The sequence below is a fragment of the Nakamurella sp. GG22 genome (assembly GCF_052976845.2).
Map to the genome: position 1 here is coordinate 19,844 of NZ_JBRIIO020000038.1, position 19,310 is coordinate 39,153.

Sequence of the window (19,310 nt, forward strand, 5' to 3'; positions counted from 1 at the left end):
GCGATCAGGCGCCGGCTGAGTCCCTACGGTGGGGTGTTGTTCAGTACCGTGGCCCTATGACGAATCTGCCGTTCGGCTTCAACCCTCCAGGTGACGACGACCCTGAGGGCAAGCCCGGTCAGGGCCCCGGACCAGGTGGTTTCGACCTCAATCAACTCGGATCGATGCTCTCGCAGCTCGGCCAGATGATGTCGCAGGCCGGAGCATCCGGAGCGTCCAGCGGCCCGGTCAACTACGAGCTCGCCCGGCAGCTGGCCACCTCGCAGCTGCCCGCGTCGCACCCCGCGTCCTCCATCGACGTGGCCAAGGTGGCCGACGCCATCAAGCTCGCCGAGGTGTGGCTCGACGGCGCCACCTCGATGCCCGCCGGCGCCCGCACGTCGACCGCCTGGACGCCGCGGCAGTGGGTCGATGCGACGATGCCGATGTGGGAGAAGCTCTGCTCCCCCATCGCCGAACAAGTCTCCCGGGCGTGGATCGACGGCCTCCCCGACCAGGCCAAGGCGCAGGCCGGTCCGCTGCTGGCGATGATGGGGTCGATGGGCGGCATGGCCTTCGGATCGCAGATCGGCCAGGGCCTCGCCCAGTTGGCCAACGAGGTGCTGACGTCGACCGATGTCGGCCTGCCACTCGGTCCCGACGGCACCGCCGCGCTGCTGCCGCGGTCGATCGCCGAGTTCGGATCGGGCCTCGACCTGCCCGAGGACCAGGTGCGGCTCTACCTGGCCGTCCGCGAGGCCGCGCACCACCGGCTGTACGCCGGCACGCCGTGGCTCAAGGCCAGGGTGATCTCGCTGATCACGGATTACGCGAAGGCGATCTCCGTCGACTTCTCCGCCGTCGAGCAGCTCGCGTCCTCGCTGGACCCGTCGGATCCCTCGAGCATCGAGGCCGCACTCGGCCAGGGCATGTTCGAGCCGAAGATCACCCCGGGCCAGGAAGCCGCGATGGCTCAGCTGGAGACGCTGCTCGCCCTCGTCGAGGGCTGGGTGGACACCGTCGTCGCCGATGCGGTCGGCGACCGACTGCCGGGCGGACCGGCGCTCCGGGAGACGCTGCGACGCCGCCGGGCCACCGGTGGTCCCGCCGAGCAGACCTTCGCCACCCTGATCGGGCTGGAGTTGCGGCCGCGCCGACTGCGGGTGGCGGCCGACCTGTGGCGAGAGGTCACCGCGTCACGCGGGATCGAGGGCCGGGACGCGCTGTGGGCGCACCCCGATCTGCTGCCGTCGCTCGCCGACCTGGACGACCCTGCCGGGTTCATCGCCCGGGACAAGGAGTTCACCGCGCTGCTCGAGGGCCTCGGCGACATCGAGACGGAGCTGCTCGGTGCACCCGGTCCGAGCGATGCCGAGTCCCCCACCGACCCGGCCAAGCCCGACATCACCAAGCCCGGGACCAAGCCCGACACCAAGCCCGATGACGAAGGACCGGCACCGCGAGCGGTGTGAGTCCTACCGAGTGACCAACGGTCGGCGGCCCCTGACGAGTTCAGGGGCCGCCGGCCGAGGTGCTGTCAGCCGCTCAGACGGCGCTCGACGGGCTCCACAGGTTGATGCCGGAATCCACGGCGTGCCCCTCGATCACATTCAACTCGTCAGTGTCGAAGGCCAGGTTCTCGATCGCCGCCACGTTGTCCTCCAGCTGCTGCACGGACGATGCGCCGACCAGCACGGACGTCACCCGCTCGTCCCGCAGCGCCCAGGACAGCGCCATCTGGGCGAGCGACTGACCGCGACCCTTGGCGATCTCGTTGAGCGCCCTGATGTGCTCCAGCGCCTCGTCGGTCAGCAGGTCCTTGGACAGCGACCCGCCGCGGGACGCCCGGGAATCCGCGGGAATCCCGTCGAGGTACCGGTCGGTGAGCATGCCCTGCGCGAGCGGGGAGAACGCGATGCAGCCGACCCCCAGCTCGCCCAGGGTGTCCAGCAGGGCGTCCTCGATCCAGCGGTTGAGCATCGAGTACGACGGCTGGTGGATCAGCAGCGGTGTGCCCATCTCGGCAAGGATCGCGGCGGCCCGCCTGGTTCGCTCCGGCGAGTACGACGAGATCCCGGCGTAGAGGGCGCGGCCGGACGCCACCGCGGTGTGCAGCGCCCCCATCGTCTCCTCGAGCGGGGTGTCCGGGTCGGCGCGGTGCGAGTAGAAGATGTCGACGTAGTCCAGGCCCATCCTGGCCAGCGACGCGTCGAGGGAGGCCAGCAGGTACTTGCGCGACCCCAGGTCCCCGTACGGGCCCGGCCACATGTCGTAGCCGGCCTTGGTGGAGATCACCAGCTCGTCGCGGTAGGGCTTGAAGTCCTCGGCCATCAGCCGGCCGAAGTTGGTCTCGGCCGATCCATAGGGCGGGCCGTAGTTGTTGGCCAGGTCGAAGTGCGTCACGCCGAGGTCGAACGCACGCCGCAGGACGGCGCGCTGGCGGTCCAGCGGGTCGACGTCACCGAAGTTCTGCCACAAACCGAGGGACACCGCAGGCAGGTGCAACCCGCTCCGTCCGGAGCGGCGGTAGGGCATGGATTCGTATCGTTTCGGCTCTGCGAGGTAGACCATCGCGCCAGTTTGCCAGCACCCGATCGAGCGGTGCAGACCCGCGGGGCGCCAATGCCCGCGGGTCCCGGGACGAATCGCCCAGTCGAACATTAAGCCCGTGGCTGAGCGAGGAATCCGCGTTTCCACGCTCAGCGACGGGTACGGTGAGCGCCGGTCCGGTCGAAGGATCACTGGCCACGGGCTGTGAAACGCGGTCCCGGAGTGCACCCGCGCCCGGGCCCCACGAGGAAAGGAAGGCCAATGGCCGAGACCTACAACGGTTACTGCGTCAAGTGCAAGGAGAAGCGGGACTTCGAGGGTGAAGTTGCCGAGACCAACGGTCGCAGGATGGCCAAGGGCATCTGTCCGGTCTGCGGAACGAAGATGAACCGGATCCTCGGCAAGGCCTGACCCACCACTGACACCCCCCGTCCGCGGGCAACCGTCTGCGGATAACCGCCTGTGGACAACCCACGGGCGGGAGGGGCTCGGTGCTGCACCCTGTTCCCGGGGTGATCAGCATCGTGACGCACACAGAATCGGCGCGGACAGTGCCGGGTCAGGTGGACCTGTCCCGGCGGTACGCGCTCCCGTTCGGCACCAGGGTTCTCGAGCGGGAACCCGGCAGTGTGCAGATCGGCACGGACGCGCCTCGCTGCGTCGTGGTGCGCAATGCTCCCGACGGCGCGCTGCGGATCCTGTCCTCGATGGACGGATCGACGGCGCTCCGTGACGTGCTGGCCGGCCAGCGGGCCGACCCGGACGACTGGCGGCGGCTACTCGACCAACTCCTGGTGGCCGGTGTGCTGGTTCCCAGCGAGGCCGCGAGGGGCCCTGCAGCGCTGACGGTCGGCGCGCACCTGGCCGATGAGCGTGCCGCACTCACCCACCGCCACGGCCACGCCGCCGCCAGCCGCATCCTGCAGGCCAGGGATGACGCGCTGGTCGTCATTCGTGGGACCGCAGCCGCGACGCAGCCCATCACCGCGCATCTCGCCGCGGCCGGGGTCGGGCACCTGCACCACGAGCGCGCGGCGCCCGGCGAGTGGTTGCCGGCCCCGGTGGGCCAGGACCTCGCCGATGGGACGGCGGGCGACCGAGCGCCGGAGTTCACCGCGGAGCTCCGTGCGCGATACCCGACCCTGCGGGTGCACACGCCTGCGGCGCACCAACATCCGACACTCGTGGTCATGGTGGGCGGCACCGCGCCCGACCTTGCCGTTGCGGCCGGGTATTCGCGGGACAGCATTCCGCACCTCTGCGTGGCGACGGGGATGGCGCGCACCGTCGTCGGGCCGCTCGTCCTCCCCGGGCGTTCCAGTTGCCTGTCCTGCGTGCACCGCCACCGGACGGCCGCCGACCCCGCCTGGCCGACGCTGGCCAGTCAGCTCACCGGCGCACCGCAGCAGGTTCCGGTCTTCCTGCTGACGGCCGCGGCCTGTCTCGCCGTCGGGCAGGTACTCGAGCACGTGGACGGCATCTGCCGGCCGAGCACCGTCGACGGCACTCTCGAATGGCGTCAGGGCGACCCGACGGCGCGCCGGCGGAGTTGGTCACAGCACCCCGAATGTGGCTGCCGCACAGTGGCTCTGCGGTAACCGGCCGCTCGGGAAGTTCAGGTCGCGGGCGGCACGGGCGCGCGATCGGCCCGGCCGGGGCCGGACTTTGTCACAATGGTGCAGTGTCCGACATCCCCAGAGGTGCCCTGAGCCGAACGGCTCGGCTGGCAAGCCTGCCGCTGTCCGCAGCCGGCCGGGCGACATTGGGTCTTGGGCAACGTCTCGCCGGCCGCGACCGGGACGAGATCTCCACCGAATTGCAGCGCCGCACGGCCGAGCAGGTTTTCGAGGTGCTCGGCACCCTCAAGGGCGGTGCGATGAAATTCGGCCAGGCGCTGAGCGTCTACGAGGCCGCCATTCCCGACGAGTACGCCGCCCCGTACCGGGAGGCGCTGACCAAGCTGCAGAACGCCGCGCCGCCCATGCCGCCGGCCACCGTGCACCGGCTGATGGCCCAGCAGTTCGGCACCGGTTGGACCACCCGCTTCCAGGAATTCGACGACACGGCGGCCGCGGCCGCGAGCATCGGCCAGGTGCACCGCGGGGTGTGGCGGGACGGCCGCGAGGTGGCCGTGAAACTGCAGTACCCGGGCGCCGACGCCGCTCTGCGGGCCGATCTGGACCAGCTGTTCCGGGTATCGCCGCTGATCGGTGTCGTCATTCCCGGCCTGCAGATCCGGCCGCTGCTGGCCGAATTGCGTGACCGGATCCTGGAGGAGCTGGATTACGCGCAGGAGGCCGACAATCAGCGTGCGTTCGCCGCCGCCTATGCCGGCACCGATGGTTTCCTGGTTCCACGGGTGGTCGCCAGCGCACCGAAGGTGATCATCTCGGAATGGGTCGACGGCACCTCGCTGAGCAAGATCATCACCGGGGGGACGACCGAGCAGCGCAACCGCGCGGGTTCGCTGCTGACCGAGTTGCACTTCGCCGCCCCCGAGATGGTCGGGTTGCTGCACGCCGACCCGCACCCGGGCAATTACATGCTCACCGACGACGGCCGGCTGGCCGTCATCGATTTCGGGTCCGTGGCACGGCTGCCCGACGGCGCCCCGCCGATCATCGGGCGGGTCACCCGGCTCGCATTGGACGGCCGGGCCGACGACGTCCTCGAGGCGCTGCGCGCGGAAGGGTTCGTGCCCGCCGATTACCACCCCGACCCGCAGCAGCTGATGGAATATGTCGTGCCGTTCATCGAACCGTTGCGCCACGAGACATTTCACTTCACCCGCAGCTGGATGCAGGAGCAGGCAGCCCGGATGTCGAACTTCTCCAGCGAGGAGTCGAAGATGGCCCGCCGGCTCAACCTCCCGCCGTCATACCTGTTGATCCACCGGGTGACGTTCGGGTCCATCGGGGTGCTCTGCCAGCTGGACGCGCGGGCGCCGTTCCGGGAAATGGTCGATCGCTACCTCCCCGGCTTCTCCGACGACGACTGAGCTTTCAACCGGCCGGTCCGGGTGCCCGGTGGGTCACCACCATTCCTGATCGAGGCGGGACTCGATCCCGCGCAGATTCTGCCGGGCACAACGGTCGCAGATCCAGACCGGTCCCCTGCGCGGGTCGCGTTCCCTGACCCAGGTGATCGGCGCCGCGGCCACGGTCGTGCCGCACATCGAACAGCTCGCCGGCCCGGACGGGTCGGGATGCAGGGACGGGCCGGCCATCCCGGCACGATATCCCGCCGGCTGTCGTGGTCCAGGGACGCCGGGGCCCCCGATCCGCACTCGGATCGGGGGCTCGGTTCTGCGCTCGATGGGTGCGCCTGTCGACTGCAGCGTGGTCAGCTGCGAGATGGTCAGGCGCTGTGATCAGGCGCAAGTGGGTCGCGCTCTCGGGATTCAGTGGTCGATCGCTCCGGTCGCTGTCGCGTCAGGAGCGAGCAGCCTTGGCCGCCCGGTCCAGCGCGCGGGCGCGCCGGACGCGGCGGGTCATTTCTGCGTCCCGCTGGATCTCGCGCATTCGGTCGCGAGCGAGATCTTCGATCATGGAACTCATGTCATTCCTCCGTGGAAGGAGCACTCCGGTCACCCGTTGTGCAGAAAGGTTGGTGGACTTGAAGTTTCGCGAGTTCAGCTGCGAGGCAACGTCTCTCGGAAACCGGATGGTGGGGGCCGACCGGCCGGGCCGGTCGACCCTGGTACGGGTGAGGGAGCGGTTGAATCTGCTCCTGGCCGAACCGGGCCCGCGGGACCCGGTCATGCTGCGATCTTCCGCGGCCGTCCCCGTGGTCGCTTGCGGGCGATCACGACTCCGTGGTCGAAGATTTCGCCACCCCAGACACCCCAGGGCTCGCCCCGGTCGAGGGCCGCGGCCAGGCACTGTTCGCGGATCGGGCAGTCGGCGCAGAGCGCCTTGGCCTTCTCCAGTTCGTCGGGACGTTCGGCGAAGAACAGATCCGGGTCACCGGTGTGGCAGGGCAGATTGTCGATGAAGGTGGTCTCTGGTAGGTCGAGCAGTTGCATCACGGGTGTCTCTTCTCCGTGAGAGGAATGGATGGTGAACAGAAGCTGGATCGGCCCCGCCTGGGGTTCGGAGTCCGGTGACGGTGCTGGAGATACACAACGGCCGCGAATTCGTCCCTTTGGGCGAATCGCGGCCGGAGGCGAGCGGCTGACGGGCCGTCAGGCCTGTAGCTGCACTCCGGACCGCGAAGGGGCCATACGGTCGCCGAAGACGACGATGAGCCCCGTACGCGGACGCGCCATCACGGCGTCGGCGCCATGCCACGCGGGATCCGCGACGCCGGCACCGAGCCAACCGCTGGTGTTCTTCAGATTGGACATTCGGCACCTCCTCTGCGTCCGAACCCCGCCTGGGCGGAGGGGCTGCGCGGCGGGCGTTCTCGCCTGCCGCGATTCTGTATGGCTTCCGATCTCAGCTGCTGAGCTCACCCTGCCGACCTGGTGAGGGCCGCTCGGGTGTCGCACCAACCGCCGATGACATTAGGGCGGGTGTGGATCGCCGCGCAACAGAATTAACGGAGAAAGTCGGGAAACTTTGGAAGAACCCGTCGTGACCACCCGAACGGCGGAATCCGCACGCTCATCGGGTGCTCCCGACGATGCCGAGAACGTCCTTGCCGTAGGCATCGAGCTTCGCCCGGCCTATCCCCGGAATGGAGAGCAATCCTGCGTTGTCCGTCGGCCGGCGCTCGGCGATCGCGAGCAGGGTCGCGTCGGAGAACACCACGAACGCCGGAACCGACGCCTCGGTCGACCTGGCTTTCCGCCAGCTGCGCAACGCGTCGACCAGATCAGGGTCGGCCGCCGACGGGCAATCCGCGCACCGGCCGACCTTCACCTGTGCGGGGGCGAGCAGCCGGGCGCCGCACACCCGGCAACGTCCCGGTGCACCGTGCTTGCCCGGCGTCGCCGAATCCGGTGCGATGCCGGTCAGGAACCGGCTGCGGCGCCGGGTCTTGCGGCCGCCCTGCGTCCGGGACAAAGCCCAGGACAGCGCCAACCTCGTCCGCGCCCTCGTGACGCCGACGTAGAACAGCCGGCGCTCCTCCTCGATCTCGTCGGGGGTCTCGGCATGCTGGATGGGCAAGGTTCCGTCGGTGAGCCCGACCAGGAAGACCGCGTCCCACTCCAGCCCCTTGGCGGCATGCAGCGACGCAAGGGTCACCCCCTCGACGGTCGGGGCATGCTGGGCCTCGGCGCGCTGGTCGAGTTCGGCAGCCAGAGTGCCCAGCGTTGCGGCGGGGTCGACGTCGGCGAGTTCTTCGGCCACCGTCACGATGGCCGTCAGCGAATCCCACTTGTCGCGCAGCGCGCCGGCGGCAGGTGGTTGCTCGCTCAGCCCGATGGTGCCGAGCAGCCCGCGCACCGTGGGGACCAGTGGCAGGCCGGTGCCCGGTCGACCGTCAGCGGCCGGGTCGAGGGCGGTGCCGGGCGCACCGGCGCCTGCATCAGCACCAGCATCAGCGCCCGCATCGGCCTGGCTGCGCGCCGCGTTGCGCAGCAGCGCCAGCGCCTGACGCACCTCGGCCCTGGCGAAGAACCGTTCGCCGCCGCGGACCACGTACGGAACGCCCCGCGCGGTCAGCGCGGCCTCGTACACCTCCGACTGGGCGTTGATCCGATACAGCACGGCGATACCGGAAGCAGGTTGACCGCCCTCGATCAGCGCTGCGGCGGCAGCGGCGACCGAGGTCGCCTCGGTCTGCTCGTCCGGGTGCTCGGTGAAGGTGCTCTCGGGCCCGTCGGGGAGTGCGGCCACGAGTCGCAGCCGGTACTTCGCGGACTGTCCGCTGGAGCCGGCGATGATCCGGTTCGCCAGCGAGACCACCTGCGGCGTTGACCGGTAGTCGCGTTCCAGGCGGACGACCGTCGAGTTCGGGAACCGCCGCTCGAATCCCAGCAGGTATCCCGGTGATGCCCCGGCGAAGGAGTAGATCGTCTGGTTGGCGTCGCCGACCACCGTCAGCTGGTCCCGGCCGCCCAACCAGGCGTCCAGCGTTCGCTGCTGCAGCGGGGTGACGTCCTGATACTCGTCAACGACGAAACACCGGTAGCGGGAGCGGAACTCCCGGGCCACCGCCTCGTCGTCCTCGAGCACGGCGCAGGTGTGCAGCAGCAGGTCGTCGAAGTCGAGCTGTTCGGCCTCCTGCTTGACCGCCTCGTAACCGGCGAAGACCTTGGCCACCGTCTCCGCCGGCAGCGGGGTGTCCCGCTGGTGCTTGGCGACCGCGGCGAGATAGTCGTTCGGACCGGCGAGAGTCGCCTTGCTCCACTCGATCTCGCCGGCCAGGTCACGCAGGGTGGCGGCGTCGGTGCCGGCGTTGGCCCGCCGGGCGGCGATGGCGACCAGTCGGAGTTTGTGTTCCAGGACCGGCCAGAGCGGGCCGCCGACCGACCGGGGCCAGAAGTACCGCAGTTGCTTGAGCGCGGCGGAGTGAAACGTCCTGGCCTGCACGCCCGGCACGCCGAGCGAGCGCAGGCGCAGCCGCATCTCACCGGCGGCCCTGGTGGTGAAAGTGACCGCGAGCACCTCGGATGAGGCGTGGCTGCCGGTGCCGACCAGGTGCGCGATGCGGTGCGTGATGGTGCGGGTCTTGCCCGTGCCGGCGCCCGCCAGCACGCACACCGGGCCCGACGGGGCCAGCACCGCGGCTCGTTGACCTTCGTCCAGCCCGGCCAGTGCGTCCTTCATCACCGGAGCATTTTCGCACAGGTGTCCCGACCGCCGGGCGCAATGAGGACAACTCCGCGCGGCCCCGGTCCACCGGCTCGGGGCGTCAACTCCGGGCTGCCCAGCCCTCGATCATCCGGCGGGCGATCGAGACCTGACCGGGCAGGATGACGGCGGGATCGGCGTCGGTGCTGCCGGTCAGCCACGCGTCCTTGGCCCCGGGATTATCGGCCTCGGCGGCCAGCACCGCGCGGATCTCGTCGCGGTGGTACCAACGGGCCTCCTCGATCTCGCCGTCCCGCGGCACCATCGGCGCGCCCCGCTCGGCGCGCGCCTCGAAGCCGATCATCAGCGACCGCGGGAACGGCCACGGCTGGGACCCGAGATAGCCGACCCCGTTGACGTACAGGCCGACCTCCTCCAGTACCTCGCGCACCACCGTGCCCTCGAGCGACTCCCCCGCCTCCACGAACCCGGCGAGCACCGACACCCGGCCGGCCGGCCAGATCGGTTGCCGGGCAAGGACGATCGAGTCGATTCCGTCGTGGACCAGCACGATGACGGCGGGGTCGGTCCGCGGGAACTCCTGGTGATCGTTCGGGCAGATCCGGGACCAGCCGGCCGGCGTCGGGGTGTTCGGCTCACCGCAGCGCGGGCAGTGCCCGGCCGCCGCGTGCCAGCTCAGCAACGCGGTGGCGGTGGTCAGCAGGCCGGCGTCGGCGTCCGGTAGCAGCGCTCCCCACTCCCGAAGCCCGCCGCCCTCGTCGACATCGCCCGGCACCGCCCAGTGGTCGACCTCCCCTACCGCGCCCAGCAGCACCGCATCGACCGGTGGCACGTCGCCGACGGAAAGGGCCGCGCGGGTGTCCAGCCTCGCGGTGCCCGGGTCGATCGCCGCCCGGCCGCGCCGATCGACGGTGAGGACCCTGGCCCGCGGCCACTCCCGCTCGATCCGGGCGGGTTCGCGCAGATCCTCGGAGCGGTCGGCGTTCCCGCGCGAGAGCAGCGGCGTGTCGATCCGGAAGCTCGGCGTCAGCGCCGGTGCGGTGGCGGGGATCGCCTCGTACCGGGTGCTCACGCGAAGTCCACGTCGCCGAGTCCGCGCAACTGCGACTCGAGGACGCCGACGTCACCGACGACCACACCGGTGAACCGGGCCGGGGCGAGCATGTCGGCGGCGGCAGCGGCGACCTCGTCGACCGTCACCGCCGCCAGCGCCACCGGATGGTGCTTCAGCCAGGACTCGTCCAGCCCGGTGCCGGCCAGCATCGACAGCGTCGAGGCCAGCCCGGACTGGGTCGACAGTGACGTGGCCAGGGTGCCGAGTGCGTAGTTGCGCGCGGACTCCACCTCGTCGGCGGTCGGTGCGACCAGGCTGATCCTGCCGAGCTCGTAACGGGCCTCCAGCAGTGCGGGCGCGGTCGACGGCGTGGTGGTGTCGAACGCTATCGATACCGCCGCCGACTGCGGCCAGAACTCCAGCGACGACCGCGCACTGTAGGTGTAGCCCTTGTCCTCGCGGATGTTCTCGACGAGGCGGGACGAGAAGTAGCCCCCGTACACGAGATTCGCCAGCTGATGAGCCGGGTAGCTGGGGTCGTGCCGGGTGACCGCCGCACCCGACAGCCGGATCTGGGATTGCACGGCGCCCGGTCGGTGGTGCGCGAGCAGGGTGTCACCGACGACCGCGGGCGGCGGCTTCAGACCGCGGGCGGTGACCGCCGGATCGGCGGTCCAGCCGGCCAGCGCGGCGCCGGCGATGTCGACGGCCCTGGTCGGGCTCAGATCGCCGACCAGCACCAGGGTCGAACCGCGCGGGACCAGACTGCGTTCGTGCAACCGGCGCAACACCGCGGGACCGACGGCGGCCACCAGTTCGGGCTCGGGCGTGTCCCAGGCGGCGGGATGTTCCCCGAAGCGTCGCTCCTGCAGGAAACGGTGCGCCACCGATGACGGCTGGGTGGCGGAGATCGCCAGGTGCTCGACCAGCCGCTCGCGCTCACCGACCACGTCGGACCTGCGGTAGGCCGCGTCGGTCAGGCAGTCCGCCAGCACCGCCAGCAGCACGGGCAGGCCGGTGGAGAGCACCGAACCGGTGATCATCAGCCGCTGCGGGTCGACCGAGGCGTCGAGATGGCCACCGACCAGGGCGAGTTCCGCGTCGACCTGCTCGCGGTCCCGGGATCCGGTGCCGAGCAGCATCGTCGCGGCGAGCATCTCCGCCCGCGCCGCGTGTACCCGGCTGGTCCCGCCGAACGGGACCCGCAGCCGCACCTCGACCAGCGGGCTGCGCGGCTTGCGGGCCGCGATCACCGTCAGGCCGCTGTCCAGTTCGGCGCGTTGCAGGGATGGAGCCCTGATCTTCCCGGTCAGGCTCATCGGCGGCACCGGCCGGGCTCCGATCGCGGTGCGGCCGATCTCTTCCGCGGTGCGGGGGCTCATCAGCGGTCCCCCGCCGGGACGACGCGGAGCACTGCGCAGCGTCCGGGGTCCAGGGATCTGGCGGCCGCCGCGACGTCGTCGGCCGTCACCGCGTTGAGCAGATCGGGCAGCTCGCCGAGCAGTTCCGCGCGGCCGTGCAGCAGTTCCAGTGAACCCAGCGAGCGGGTGCGGCTGGCCACGCTGTCGTTGTCGCGGTACAGGGCCGAGGCGAACCGTGCGCGGGCACGCTGCATCTCGAGCTCTCCGGGCCCCTTCGCGCCGAGCAGTGCGATCTGCTCGGCGGCGGCGTCGATCACGGTGGACGCCGGAACGTCGGACGGATGCAGCGCACCGAGCACGAAGACATCGGGATCACGGGAGTCCAGCGGACCGCCCAGCAACCCGGGACTCGCCCAGATGTCCGTCGCCAGCGAGCGTTTCGCCACCAGGGAGCTCTGCAGGCGGGAGGACTCGCCCTCGGTCAGCAGGCCGGCGAGAACGACGAAGGACAGGTATCCGGGCAGGTCCGCGACGGGGTCGGGGAGCCGCCAGCCGACCGCCAGGGCCGGCGTCGGGGCGTGCTGGTCGATCACCTCACCCTCGAGGACGGAGATCGGCCACGGCTCGTCGAAGGACGGCCGGACCGGTGCCGGCCGGAACGGGATGTCACCGAAATGCTGCGTCACGAGCTCGGCGGCGAGGTCGACGTCGACATCGCCGCACACCGTCAGGACCGCGTTGGCCGGGCTGTAGTAGGTCTCGAAGAATTCGGCACAATCGGCGACGGTGGCCGCCTGCAGGTCGACGAAGTCGCCATATCCGTTGTGCGCATTGGCGAACGAGTCGAACAGGATCGCCGGAAGCTGAATCCAGGGAAAGCCGCCGTACGGCCGGTTGAGGACATTCAGCCGGATCTCTTCGCTCACCACGTCGACCTGATTGGTGAGGTTCTCGGCGGTGATCTTGGGGGCGCGCATCCGGTCGGCCTCGAGGAACAGCGCCCGTTCCAGCGCACCGGCGGGCACGACCTCGAAGTAGTCGGTGTAGTCGGTGTGCGTGGAGCCGTTGAAGACGCCGCCGGAGGATTGCACGAGACGGAAGTGCTCGAGCTTGGGCAGCGACTCGCTGCCCTGGAACATCAGGTGCTCGAAGAGGTGCGCAAAACCGGTGCGGCCTTCGGGTTCCGACCGGAAGCCGACGTCGTAGTGGACGGAGACGCCGACGACGCCGGCGCCCCGGTCCGGCGCGAACACCACCCGCAGGCCGTTGTCCAGTTTGCGGCGCTCGACGGGGTAGTCGGCACGCGGAATCCGCTGAACCGATCTGCGGGCGCGGGGGGCGGGTACCGAAGGGGTCGGCCTGGTGGCAGTGGGCACGCGCCCCACCCTAACCGCGCTGCCGACGGCCGACGGCCGCGCGGCTTGGTGAGGCGGACGGCGTTCGCCGAGGGCGTCAGCTGGAAACGCTGCGGTGGGTGAACAACTCGTCGTGCAGGCTCGCGGCAAGTGTCGACGAGAAGGGGAAGTTCAGCTCGACGCCGGCCCGGCGGCGGCCTGCCACCGCGAGGGCGGCGACGCGATCCCCGGCCTCTTCGTCCGGACGATCCCCCGCGCCGGCGGGACGGGCGGACGCCGACTCGACGACCGGCTCGGGCTCGGGATCCGCTGCCGGATCACCTGCTGTGTCTATGGTTTCGTGGTCCATCAGATGGCGCGCGGTCCCCACGGCGCGGTGCCGCGGCCGCCGCCTGCTGTCGATCCAGACCGCGAGGCCGGCGCCGAGCGCGAGCAGCGCAGCGATCGCGACACCGAGCGGCAACAGACCTGCCCCTGCTGCCGGTGCGGTACCGGCGAGAACAACCCGCGCCGGATCGGTGGAGGCGAACTGCACCGACAGTTGTTGCCCCTCTTGATACCCACAGGCGTCGAGAGTGGCGCGGACGAGGCCGGCCGACAACGGCGAGGCCGGATCCAGGACGTCGACCAGCGTCGTGCCCGTCCCGTCCGAACACGCGAGCGACGAGACGACGACCGCCGAGGCGGTCACCGGATCCTGGCTGTCCGCGACTCGTCCCCGGTCACCCAGCAGTGCCCCCGCCCCGAGGACGATCAGCACGACGACGGTCCAGACGACAACGGCCACCGGCACCCGCGAACGGGCCGCCCCCCTGGCATGTCTCCCCATACACGCATGATGGCATAAAGGGCAACATCGGGACGCCCGTTTTAACAAGCATGGAACATCGGGCGCGTCGCGGCATGACGGTGGGTCACCGCCTTCACTCGACCGTTGCCCCTTCCGTGCTGCTGCGGCGGATGAGTGTCAGTTGTCGAATCCGAGTTTGCGCAGCTGTCGCGGATCGCGTTGCCAATCTTTCGCGACCGCCACATGCAGATCGAGATACACCCTCGTCCCGAGCAGTGGCTCGATCTGCAGCCGGGCTCGTCTCCCCACATCGGCGAGTCGGGAACCCTTGTGCCCCAACACGATCGCCTTCTGCGAGTCGCGCTCGACGAAGATCGTGACGAACACCCGGGTCAGGTCAGATCTGGATGCGGCGTCGGACCCGGGCGGCACGATTTCGGTGACCAACGCCGCCAGGGAATGCGGCAATTCCTCGCGTACCCCGTCAAGAGCCGCTTCCCGCACCAACTCGGCAATCCGGGTGTCCATCGGCTCGTCGGTGACCTCGGCGTCGGGATACAGCCGACCGCTCGACGGCAGTCGCGCGATGAGCAGGTCGGCCAGCAATTCGACCTGGTCGCCGGCCACCGCGGACACCGGCACGATCTCGGCGAAATCCGCGAGGGCGGATACAGCCAGCAATTGCTCGGCGATTCGCTGCCGGGACACCTTGTCGGTCTTGGTCAGGATGCCGATCACCGGGGTGCCGGCGGCCTGCTCCTTCAACTCCGCCGCGATCCGGCGGTCACCGGGCCCCACCGCCTCGTCGGCGGGCAGGCAGAAGCCGACGACATCGACGTCGGACCACACGGTCCGGACCAGGTCGCCCAGCCGCTCACCGAGCAGTGTCCGCGGCCGGTGCATGCCCGGTGTGTCGACGATGACCAGCTGCGCATCGGGCCGGGTCAGGATCCCCCGCACCGCACGCCGGGTGGTCTGCGGTTTGTCCGAGGTGATGGCGATCTTCTCGCCGACCATGGCATTGAGCAGCGTCGACTTGCCCGCATTGGGCCGCCCGACGAAGCACGCGAATCCGGATCGGTGGTCAGCGCTCACCGCGCGGTCCTCGAACGGACGGTGCCGTCCACCGCCGCGAGCACCGCGACCGGGGTCCCGAGGTCGGCGGCCGCGGCGAGGGAATCGGGGTCCAGCTGCTCAGCATCGCCCACGACGGCCACCGCTTCGAGCCCGGTGGCACCGGACGACACGGCGGCGGCGACCGCGGCCTGCACGGCCGTCAGCCGCAGCGAGGGCAGGGCGACCGAGGCGGCCGCGTACGTCCGGCCGTCGTCGTCGCGGACGGCGGCACCCTCCGCCGCGCCGGCCCGGGCGCGTGCACCCCGGGCGAGGGTGACCAGCTTGGCGTCCTCCGCGTCGAGTTCCGGCACGGCGTCCTGCTGGTGTTGGCTGGTCATCTGCTGACAGTCCGATCCTCGATGGTGGGCGGCGTGCGAGGTTCGGCCGGGCTGTCGAGCTGAGGGTTGTCGAGCTGACGGGTGGATCCCGAGCCATTGGTGACAACGGGATCCGCTGCGGGGGCCTTCGGAGACTGTTTCCCGGCCTTGTTCGCTGCGCCGTCCGGACCCCCGGCCTTGGCGCCGTCGGCAGCCTCCCGGTCGGCTCTGTCCGCCGCCGCCTTGTCTCTGTCTGCCGCCGCCTTGTCTCTGTCTCTCGCCGCCTTCTGTGCGCGGCGGGCCTTCTCGGCCCGCGCCGCGGCCTTGGCAGCCTTCTTCGCGGCGTCGGCCTTCTCCGACTTCTGCCGCTTCTCGGCCTCGGCCCTCTCGGATTTCTCCCGGCGTTCGGCTCTTTCCGCCTTCTCCTCGCGGTCGGCCCGGTCGGCCCGCTCGGCACGGTCCGCCTCACGTTCGGCGGCCTCCTGCGCGGCCTCCTCGCCGAGCTCCTCGGCGGTGAGCCGGCGGACCAGCAGGGTCTGCACCCGTGGCCTACCTCGACGGTCCAGGCCCGGTTCGCCGAGCAGGTGCAGGTCGTTGATCGTCGCCTCCGAGCCGGGCAACGGCACCCGACCCAGGAGCTGCGCGAGCAACCCGCCGACGGTGTCGACGTCGTCGTCGGGGAGTTCGACGTCGAACAGCTCGCCGAGGTCCTCGACCGAGAGGCGGGCCGAGACGCGGTACCGGCCGTCCGGCAGCGGTTCGATCGGGGCGGGGGTGTCGGCGTCGTACTCGTCGGTGATCTCGCCGACGATCTCCTCCAGCAGGTCCTCGATGGTGACGATCCCGGCCAGCCCGCCGTACTCGTCGACGACGAGGGCGAAATGGGTGCGGTCGCGTTGCATCTCGCGCAGCAGGGCGTCGACGTTCTTGCTCTCCGGGACGAACACCGGCACCCGCATCAGCTCGGTCAGCGGCGGGCCGCTCTCGCCGGGGGCGAGTGACAGTGCCCGGGCGATCATGTCCTTGATGTAGACGACACCGACGACGTCGTCGACGTCCTCACCGACCACCGGGATCCGCGAGAAGCCGGATCTGGTGGCCAGATGCAGTGCCTGCAGCAGGCTCTTGTCGCGCTCGATCCAGACCACCTCGGTGCGCGGAACCATCACCTCGCGGACGATGGTGTCGCCGAGATCGAAGACGCTCTGCAGCATCTCGCGTTCGGTTTCCTCGACAACCCCGCTGCTGCCGGCGATGTCGACGAGCTCGCGCAGTTCGACGTCCGACGAGAACGGGCCCTCCCGGAATCCGCGACCGGGGGTGATGGCGTTGCCGATCAGGATCAGCAGCGAGGCCACCGGCGACAGCACCTTCGCCAGGCCCCTCGTCGGCCCGGCCAGCGCAAGCCCCACGGTGTACGGGTGTTGGCGGCCGAGCGTCCTGGGCAGCACCCCGATGGCGACGTAGGTGATCACGACGATCACCACCACCAGCATCAGCCCGACCCACAGCTGGAATCCCCAGATACTCAGCGCCACCTTGGCGGCCATCACCGTCGCGGTGATCTCTGCTGCGGTCCGCAACAGCAGCAACAGGTTGGTGTACCGGGGCCTGTCCTCGGTGATCCGGTGCAGCGAGGCGGCGCCCCGCCTGCCCTCGCGGTCCAGCTCCTCGACGCGCGCGGGTGAGACCGTCGTGATTGCCGCGTCCGCTGCTGCCAGCACGCCCGCGATGGGGACGAGTGCGGCGGCAAGGACGAGCAACAGCACATCCATGCTGTCCACCTGCGGATCAGCCCCGCCCGCTCGACTCGGTACCGGGCTCCGACCGGACGTCGGCCAGCCCGACGGTGTCCAGCACGGCCGCGTCGACGGCGGCGAGCCTCGCCTGCCGGGCCACCGCGACCCGGTGATCACGCCAGGTGTCGAGCAATTCGTTCTGCAGCCGGAACATCTCGCGTTCGTCGGCCGGCTCGGCGTGGTCGTAGCCGAGCAGGTGCAGCACGCCGTGCACGGTCAGCAGGTGCAGCTCGTCGTCGAGCGAGTGACCGGCCTGCTCGGCCTGGCTCCCTGCGACGGCCGGGCAGAGCACCACGTCGCCGAGCAGTGCCGGTCCGGGACCGGCCTCGTCGGGACGCCGGGCAGTGTCCAGTTCGTCCATCGGAAAGCTCATGACATCGGTCGGGCCGGGCTCGTCCATCCACTTGACGTGCAGTTCGGTCATCGCCTCGACGTCGACCAGCAGGATCGACAGTTCGGCGAGTGCGTTGATCCGCATCCGGTCCAGGACGTACCGCGCGACCGACACCATCGCGAGCTCGTCCACGGCAACGCCGGATTCGTTCGCGACCTCGATGGTCATCGACCGGACTCCCTGTGGTGCCCGCCGGGCGGCCTGCCCAGCCGGCGCTGCTGCCGATCCGGTGCGGTGTGACCGGTGCCGTCCGCGGAGTTCTCGGCGTCCCACCGTTCGTAGGCGTCGACGATCCGGCCGACCAACCGGTGCCGGACGACATCGGTCGAGGTGAGCACAGAGAACAGCACGTCGTCGACGTCGTCCAGGATTTCTCTGACCACCTGCAATCCCGAGCGCTGACCGCCGGGGAGGTCCACCTGCGTGACGTCACCGGTGACGACGATCTTCGAGCCGAATCCGAGCCGGGTCAGGAACATCTTCATCTGCTCGGGCGTGGTGTTCTGCGCCTCGTCGAGAATGATGAACGCGTCATTCAGCGTCCGGCCACGCATGTACGCGAGCGGCGCGACCTCGATCGTCCCGGCGGCCATCAGCCGCGGGATCGATTCCGGGTCCAGCATGTCGTGCAGCGCGTCGTACAGCGGACGCAGGTAGGGATCGATCTTGTCGGACAGGGTCCCGGGCAGGAAGCCGAGCCGCTCACCGGCCTCGACTGCCGGCCGGGTGAGGATGATCCTGGTCACCTGCTTGGCCTGCAGTGCCTGCACGGCCTTCGCCATCGCAAGGTACGTCTTGCCGGTACCGGCCGGCCCGATCCCGAAAACGATGGTGTGCTGGTCGATCCCGTCGACGTAGCGCTTCTGGTTCAGCGTCTTCGGGCGGATCGTCCGGCCGCGGCGGGAGATGATGTTCAGCCCGAGGACCTGGGACGGAGAATCGGTCGCGCCGTCCGGATTCGCCAGCATTCCGATGGTCCGCCGGACGGCATCGGGAGTGATGACCGAGCCCGATTCCTGCAGCGCCAGCAATTCACGCAACGTGCGCTCGGCAAAAGCGACGTCCTCGGCACTGCCGCGCAACGTGATCCGATTACCGCGAACATGGATATCGGCGGCGAGATGTTCCTCCAGCAGCCGGAGCAACGAGTCCCGCGACCCCAGCAGGCCCATCATCTGGCGTTCGTCGGCGACGACGAGGGTCGATTCGCCGACAGTTCGCTCGCTGGTCCGGGCAGACAGCTCGGCCGCGCTCGGCACCGTGTTGGCGGTGCTGACCTGGCTGTTTGCCACCCTGGACGGGTCGGAGGAACTGACGGGGGTCAGGTTGTCGACGGTGGGGTGATCACCGCGGGGAAGGTCGGACCGCGCTGCGGCCGACGGGGAATCCGGCACCTGTTGCACTGCCTACTTTCGCTGGTTGTCTGCCGCCGATTGCCTGACGGGTGCGTACCCATTGATTCTACCGTCGGCAACGGTGCAGCAGACCAGCTCATTCCGGCGCGGCCGGGCCGTGGGTCAGCCTGCCTCGCTGAATTTCCTGCCGCCCAGCAGGTGCAGGTGGGCGTGGAACACCGTCTGCCCCGCCCCCGCACCGGTGTTGGAGAGCAGGCGGTACCCCGATTCCCCGATGCCCTCGGCCTGGGCGACCGCCTTGGCGGTGAGCACCAGCGCAGCGAGCGCGTGCGGGTCGTCCCCGGCCACCTCGGCGGCGTTGTCGTAATGGTTCGTGGGCACCAACAGGATGTGCACCGGCGCCTGCGGATGGATGTCGCGGAAGGCGACCACGTGGTCGTCCCGATGCACCTCGTCAGCCGGGATCTCCCCGGTGACGATCTTGCAGAACAGGCAGTCGTCGCGCGTGTACGGCATGCCGGTCAACCTATCGTCGCGCC

Annotated in this window: 19 protein-coding genes and 1 pseudogene; 4 read left to right on the forward strand and 16 right to left on the reverse strand. The window is 70.1% G+C overall.

All coding sequences use genetic code 11. From position 1 onward, the window contains the following. Positions 1-56: 56 nt before the first annotated feature. Positions 57-1,451 carry a zinc-dependent metalloprotease gene (locus ACVBEQ_RS24815; protein WP_447156076.1) on the forward strand — a complete coding sequence of 465 codons (1,395 nt, stop codon included), beginning with the start codon at positions 57-59 and terminating at the stop codon, positions 1,449-1,451. Between the two features lie 73 nt (positions 1,452-1,524). On the opposite strand, the gene mgrA is transcribed toward ACVBEQ_RS24815, so the two are convergent. Next, positions 1,525-2,550 (reverse strand): L-glyceraldehyde 3-phosphate reductase, encoded by a 1,026-nt coding sequence (mgrA, locus tag ACVBEQ_RS24820; RefSeq protein ID WP_447156077.1) that lies wholly within the window; start codon positions 2,548-2,550, stop codon positions 1,525-1,527. A gap of 240 nt (positions 2,551-2,790) precedes the next feature. On the opposite strand from mgrA, the gene ACVBEQ_RS24825 reads away from it, so the two are divergent. From ACVBEQ_RS24825 to ACVBEQ_RS24835, 3 genes are all read left to right on the forward strand, one after another. Further along, entirely contained in the window at positions 2,791-2,940 is a 150-nt protein-coding gene (locus ACVBEQ_RS24825; protein WP_447156078.1) for a DUF5679 domain-containing protein, read from the forward strand. A 113-nt stretch (positions 2,941-3,053) separates the two neighbouring features. After that, positions 3,054-4,127, forward strand: coding sequence for a hypothetical protein (locus ACVBEQ_RS24830; RefSeq protein WP_447156079.1), 1,074 nt, complete (start codon positions 3,054-3,056; stop codon positions 4,125-4,127). Between the two features lie 83 nt (positions 4,128-4,210). After that, entirely contained in the window at positions 4,211-5,527 is a 1,317-nt protein-coding gene (locus ACVBEQ_RS24835; protein WP_447156080.1) for an ABC1 kinase family protein, read from the forward strand. Between the two features lie 33 nt (positions 5,528-5,560). Here the strand turns inward: ACVBEQ_RS24835 and ACVBEQ_RS24840 are convergent, their stop codons facing one another. The 15 genes and pseudogenes from ACVBEQ_RS24840 to ACVBEQ_RS24910 form a co-directional block, all read right to left on the reverse strand. Beyond that, on the reverse strand, positions 5,561-5,755 hold the full coding sequence (locus ACVBEQ_RS24840; protein WP_447156081.1) for a hypothetical protein: 195 nt from the start codon (positions 5,753-5,755) through the stop codon (positions 5,561-5,563). A gap of 205 nt (positions 5,756-5,960) precedes the next feature. Continuing rightward, complete coding sequence (locus ACVBEQ_RS24845) at positions 5,961-6,086, reverse strand: hypothetical protein (protein ID WP_447156082.1); 126 nt, start codon at positions 6,084-6,086, stop codon at positions 5,961-5,963. A 200-nt stretch (positions 6,087-6,286) separates the two neighbouring features. Next, entirely contained in the window at positions 6,287-6,553 is a 267-nt protein-coding gene (locus ACVBEQ_RS24850) for a WhiB family transcriptional regulator (RefSeq protein ID WP_447156099.1), read from the reverse strand. A gap of 159 nt (positions 6,554-6,712) precedes the next feature. Beyond that, positions 6,713-6,874: a hypothetical protein gene (locus ACVBEQ_RS24855; RefSeq protein ID WP_447156083.1), complete on the reverse strand. Its 162-nt coding sequence runs from the start codon at positions 6,872-6,874 to the stop codon at positions 6,713-6,715. 259 nt (positions 6,875-7,133) lie between these two features. Then, the gene (locus ACVBEQ_RS24860; RefSeq protein ID WP_447156084.1) at positions 7,134-9,245 is read right to left on the reverse strand and encodes an ATP-dependent DNA helicase UvrD2; all 2,112 of its coding nucleotides are present in this window, start codon (positions 9,243-9,245) and stop codon (positions 7,134-7,136) included. A gap of 85 nt (positions 9,246-9,330) precedes the next feature. Further along, positions 9,331-10,302, reverse strand: coding sequence for an NAD(+) diphosphatase (gene nudC / locus ACVBEQ_RS24865; RefSeq protein ID WP_447156085.1), 972 nt, complete (start codon positions 10,300-10,302; stop codon positions 9,331-9,333). Continuing rightward, complete coding sequence (locus tag ACVBEQ_RS24870) at positions 10,299-11,666, reverse strand: M16 family metallopeptidase (RefSeq protein WP_447156086.1); 1,368 nt, start codon at positions 11,664-11,666, stop codon at positions 10,299-10,301. Before ACVBEQ_RS24870 ends, nudC begins: the two co-directional genes overlap by 4 nt. Next, positions 11,666-12,955 (reverse strand): M16 family metallopeptidase, encoded by a 1,290-nt coding sequence (locus ACVBEQ_RS24875; protein ID WP_447156100.1) that lies wholly within the window; start codon positions 12,953-12,955, stop codon positions 11,666-11,668. Before ACVBEQ_RS24875 ends, ACVBEQ_RS24870 begins: the two co-directional genes overlap by 1 nt. Before the next feature lie 142 nt (positions 12,956-13,097). Beyond that, positions 13,098-13,829, reverse strand: a complete 732-nt coding sequence (locus ACVBEQ_RS24880; RefSeq protein WP_447156087.1) for a hypothetical protein — start codon at positions 13,827-13,829, stop codon at positions 13,098-13,100. Positions 13,830-13,967: 138 nt separating this feature from the next. Continuing rightward, the gene (gene era / locus ACVBEQ_RS24885) at positions 13,968-14,885 is read right to left on the reverse strand and encodes a GTPase Era (RefSeq protein ID WP_447156088.1); all 918 of its coding nucleotides are present in this window, start codon (positions 14,883-14,885) and stop codon (positions 13,968-13,970) included. Next, a complete protein-coding gene (locus ACVBEQ_RS24890; protein ID WP_447156089.1) occupies positions 14,882-15,244 on the reverse strand; it encodes a cytidine deaminase in 363 nt (120 codons plus the stop codon). The genes era and ACVBEQ_RS24890 overlap by 4 nt, the downstream gene beginning before the upstream one ends. Before the next feature lie 410 nt (positions 15,245-15,654). Then, positions 15,655-16,998 (reverse strand): annotated as a pseudogene (locus ACVBEQ_RS24895) (hemolysin family protein); the annotation flags it as partial. 16 nt (positions 16,999-17,014) lie between these two features. Then, a complete protein-coding gene (gene ybeY, locus ACVBEQ_RS24900) occupies positions 17,015-17,584 on the reverse strand; it encodes an rRNA maturation RNase YbeY (protein WP_447156090.1) in 570 nt (189 codons plus the stop codon). Then, the gene (locus tag ACVBEQ_RS24905; RefSeq protein WP_447156101.1) at positions 17,581-18,591 is read right to left on the reverse strand and encodes a PhoH family protein; all 1,011 of its coding nucleotides are present in this window, start codon (positions 18,589-18,591) and stop codon (positions 17,581-17,583) included. Before ACVBEQ_RS24905 ends, ybeY begins: the two co-directional genes overlap by 4 nt. 342 nt (positions 18,592-18,933) lie before the next feature. Next, positions 18,934-19,287, reverse strand: coding sequence for a histidine triad nucleotide-binding protein (locus ACVBEQ_RS24910; RefSeq protein WP_447156091.1), 354 nt, complete (start codon positions 19,285-19,287; stop codon positions 18,934-18,936). Positions 19,288-19,310: the final 23 nt, after the last annotated feature.

Bases quoted from the DNA above. Each gene is read 5' to 3' on its own strand.
- ACVBEQ_RS24825 (WP_447156078.1), top strand. From the start codon at position 2,791: ATGGCCGAGACCTACAACGGTTACTGCGTCAAGTGCAAGGAGAAGCGG.
- ACVBEQ_RS24910 (WP_447156091.1), bottom strand. From the start codon at position 19,287: ATGCCGTACACGCGCGACGACTGCCTGTTCTGCAAGATCGTCACCGGG.
- ACVBEQ_RS24815 (WP_447156076.1), top strand. From the start codon at position 57: ATGACGAATCTGCCGTTCGGCTTCAACCCTCCAGGTGACGACGACCCT.
- ACVBEQ_RS24890 (WP_447156089.1), bottom strand. From the start codon at position 15,244: ATGACCAGCCAACACCAGCAGGACGCCGTGCCGGAACTCGACGCGGAG.
- ACVBEQ_RS24860 (WP_447156084.1), bottom strand. From the start codon at position 9,245: ATGAAGGACGCACTGGCCGGGCTGGACGAAGGTCAACGAGCCGCGGTG.
- ACVBEQ_RS24905 (WP_447156101.1), bottom strand. From the start codon at position 18,591: ATGATGGGCCTGCTGGGGTCGCGGGACTCGTTGCTCCGGCTGCTGGAG.
- ACVBEQ_RS24845 (WP_447156082.1), bottom strand. From the start codon at position 6,086: ATGAGTTCCATGATCGAAGATCTCGCTCGCGACCGAATGCGCGAGATC.
- ACVBEQ_RS24880 (WP_447156087.1), bottom strand. From the start codon at position 13,829: ATGGGGAGACATGCCAGGGGGGCGGCCCGTTCGCGGGTGCCGGTGGCC.
- ACVBEQ_RS24850 (WP_447156099.1), bottom strand. From the start codon at position 6,553: ATGCAACTGCTCGACCTACCAGAGACCACCTTCATCGACAATCTGCCC.
- ACVBEQ_RS24840 (WP_447156081.1), bottom strand. From the start codon at position 5,755: ATGGCCGGCCCGTCCCTGCATCCCGACCCGTCCGGGCCGGCGAGCTGT.
- mgrA (WP_447156077.1), bottom strand. From the start codon at position 2,550: ATGGTCTACCTCGCAGAGCCGAAACGATACGAATCCATGCCCTACCGC.
- ybeY (WP_447156090.1), bottom strand. From the start codon at position 17,584: ATGACCATCGAGGTCGCGAACGAATCCGGCGTTGCCGTGGACGAGCTC.
- ACVBEQ_RS24855 (WP_447156083.1), bottom strand. From the start codon at position 6,874: ATGTCCAATCTGAAGAACACCAGCGGTTGGCTCGGTGCCGGCGTCGCG.
- ACVBEQ_RS24870 (WP_447156086.1), bottom strand. From the start codon at position 11,666: ATGAGCCCCCGCACCGCGGAAGAGATCGGCCGCACCGCGATCGGAGCC.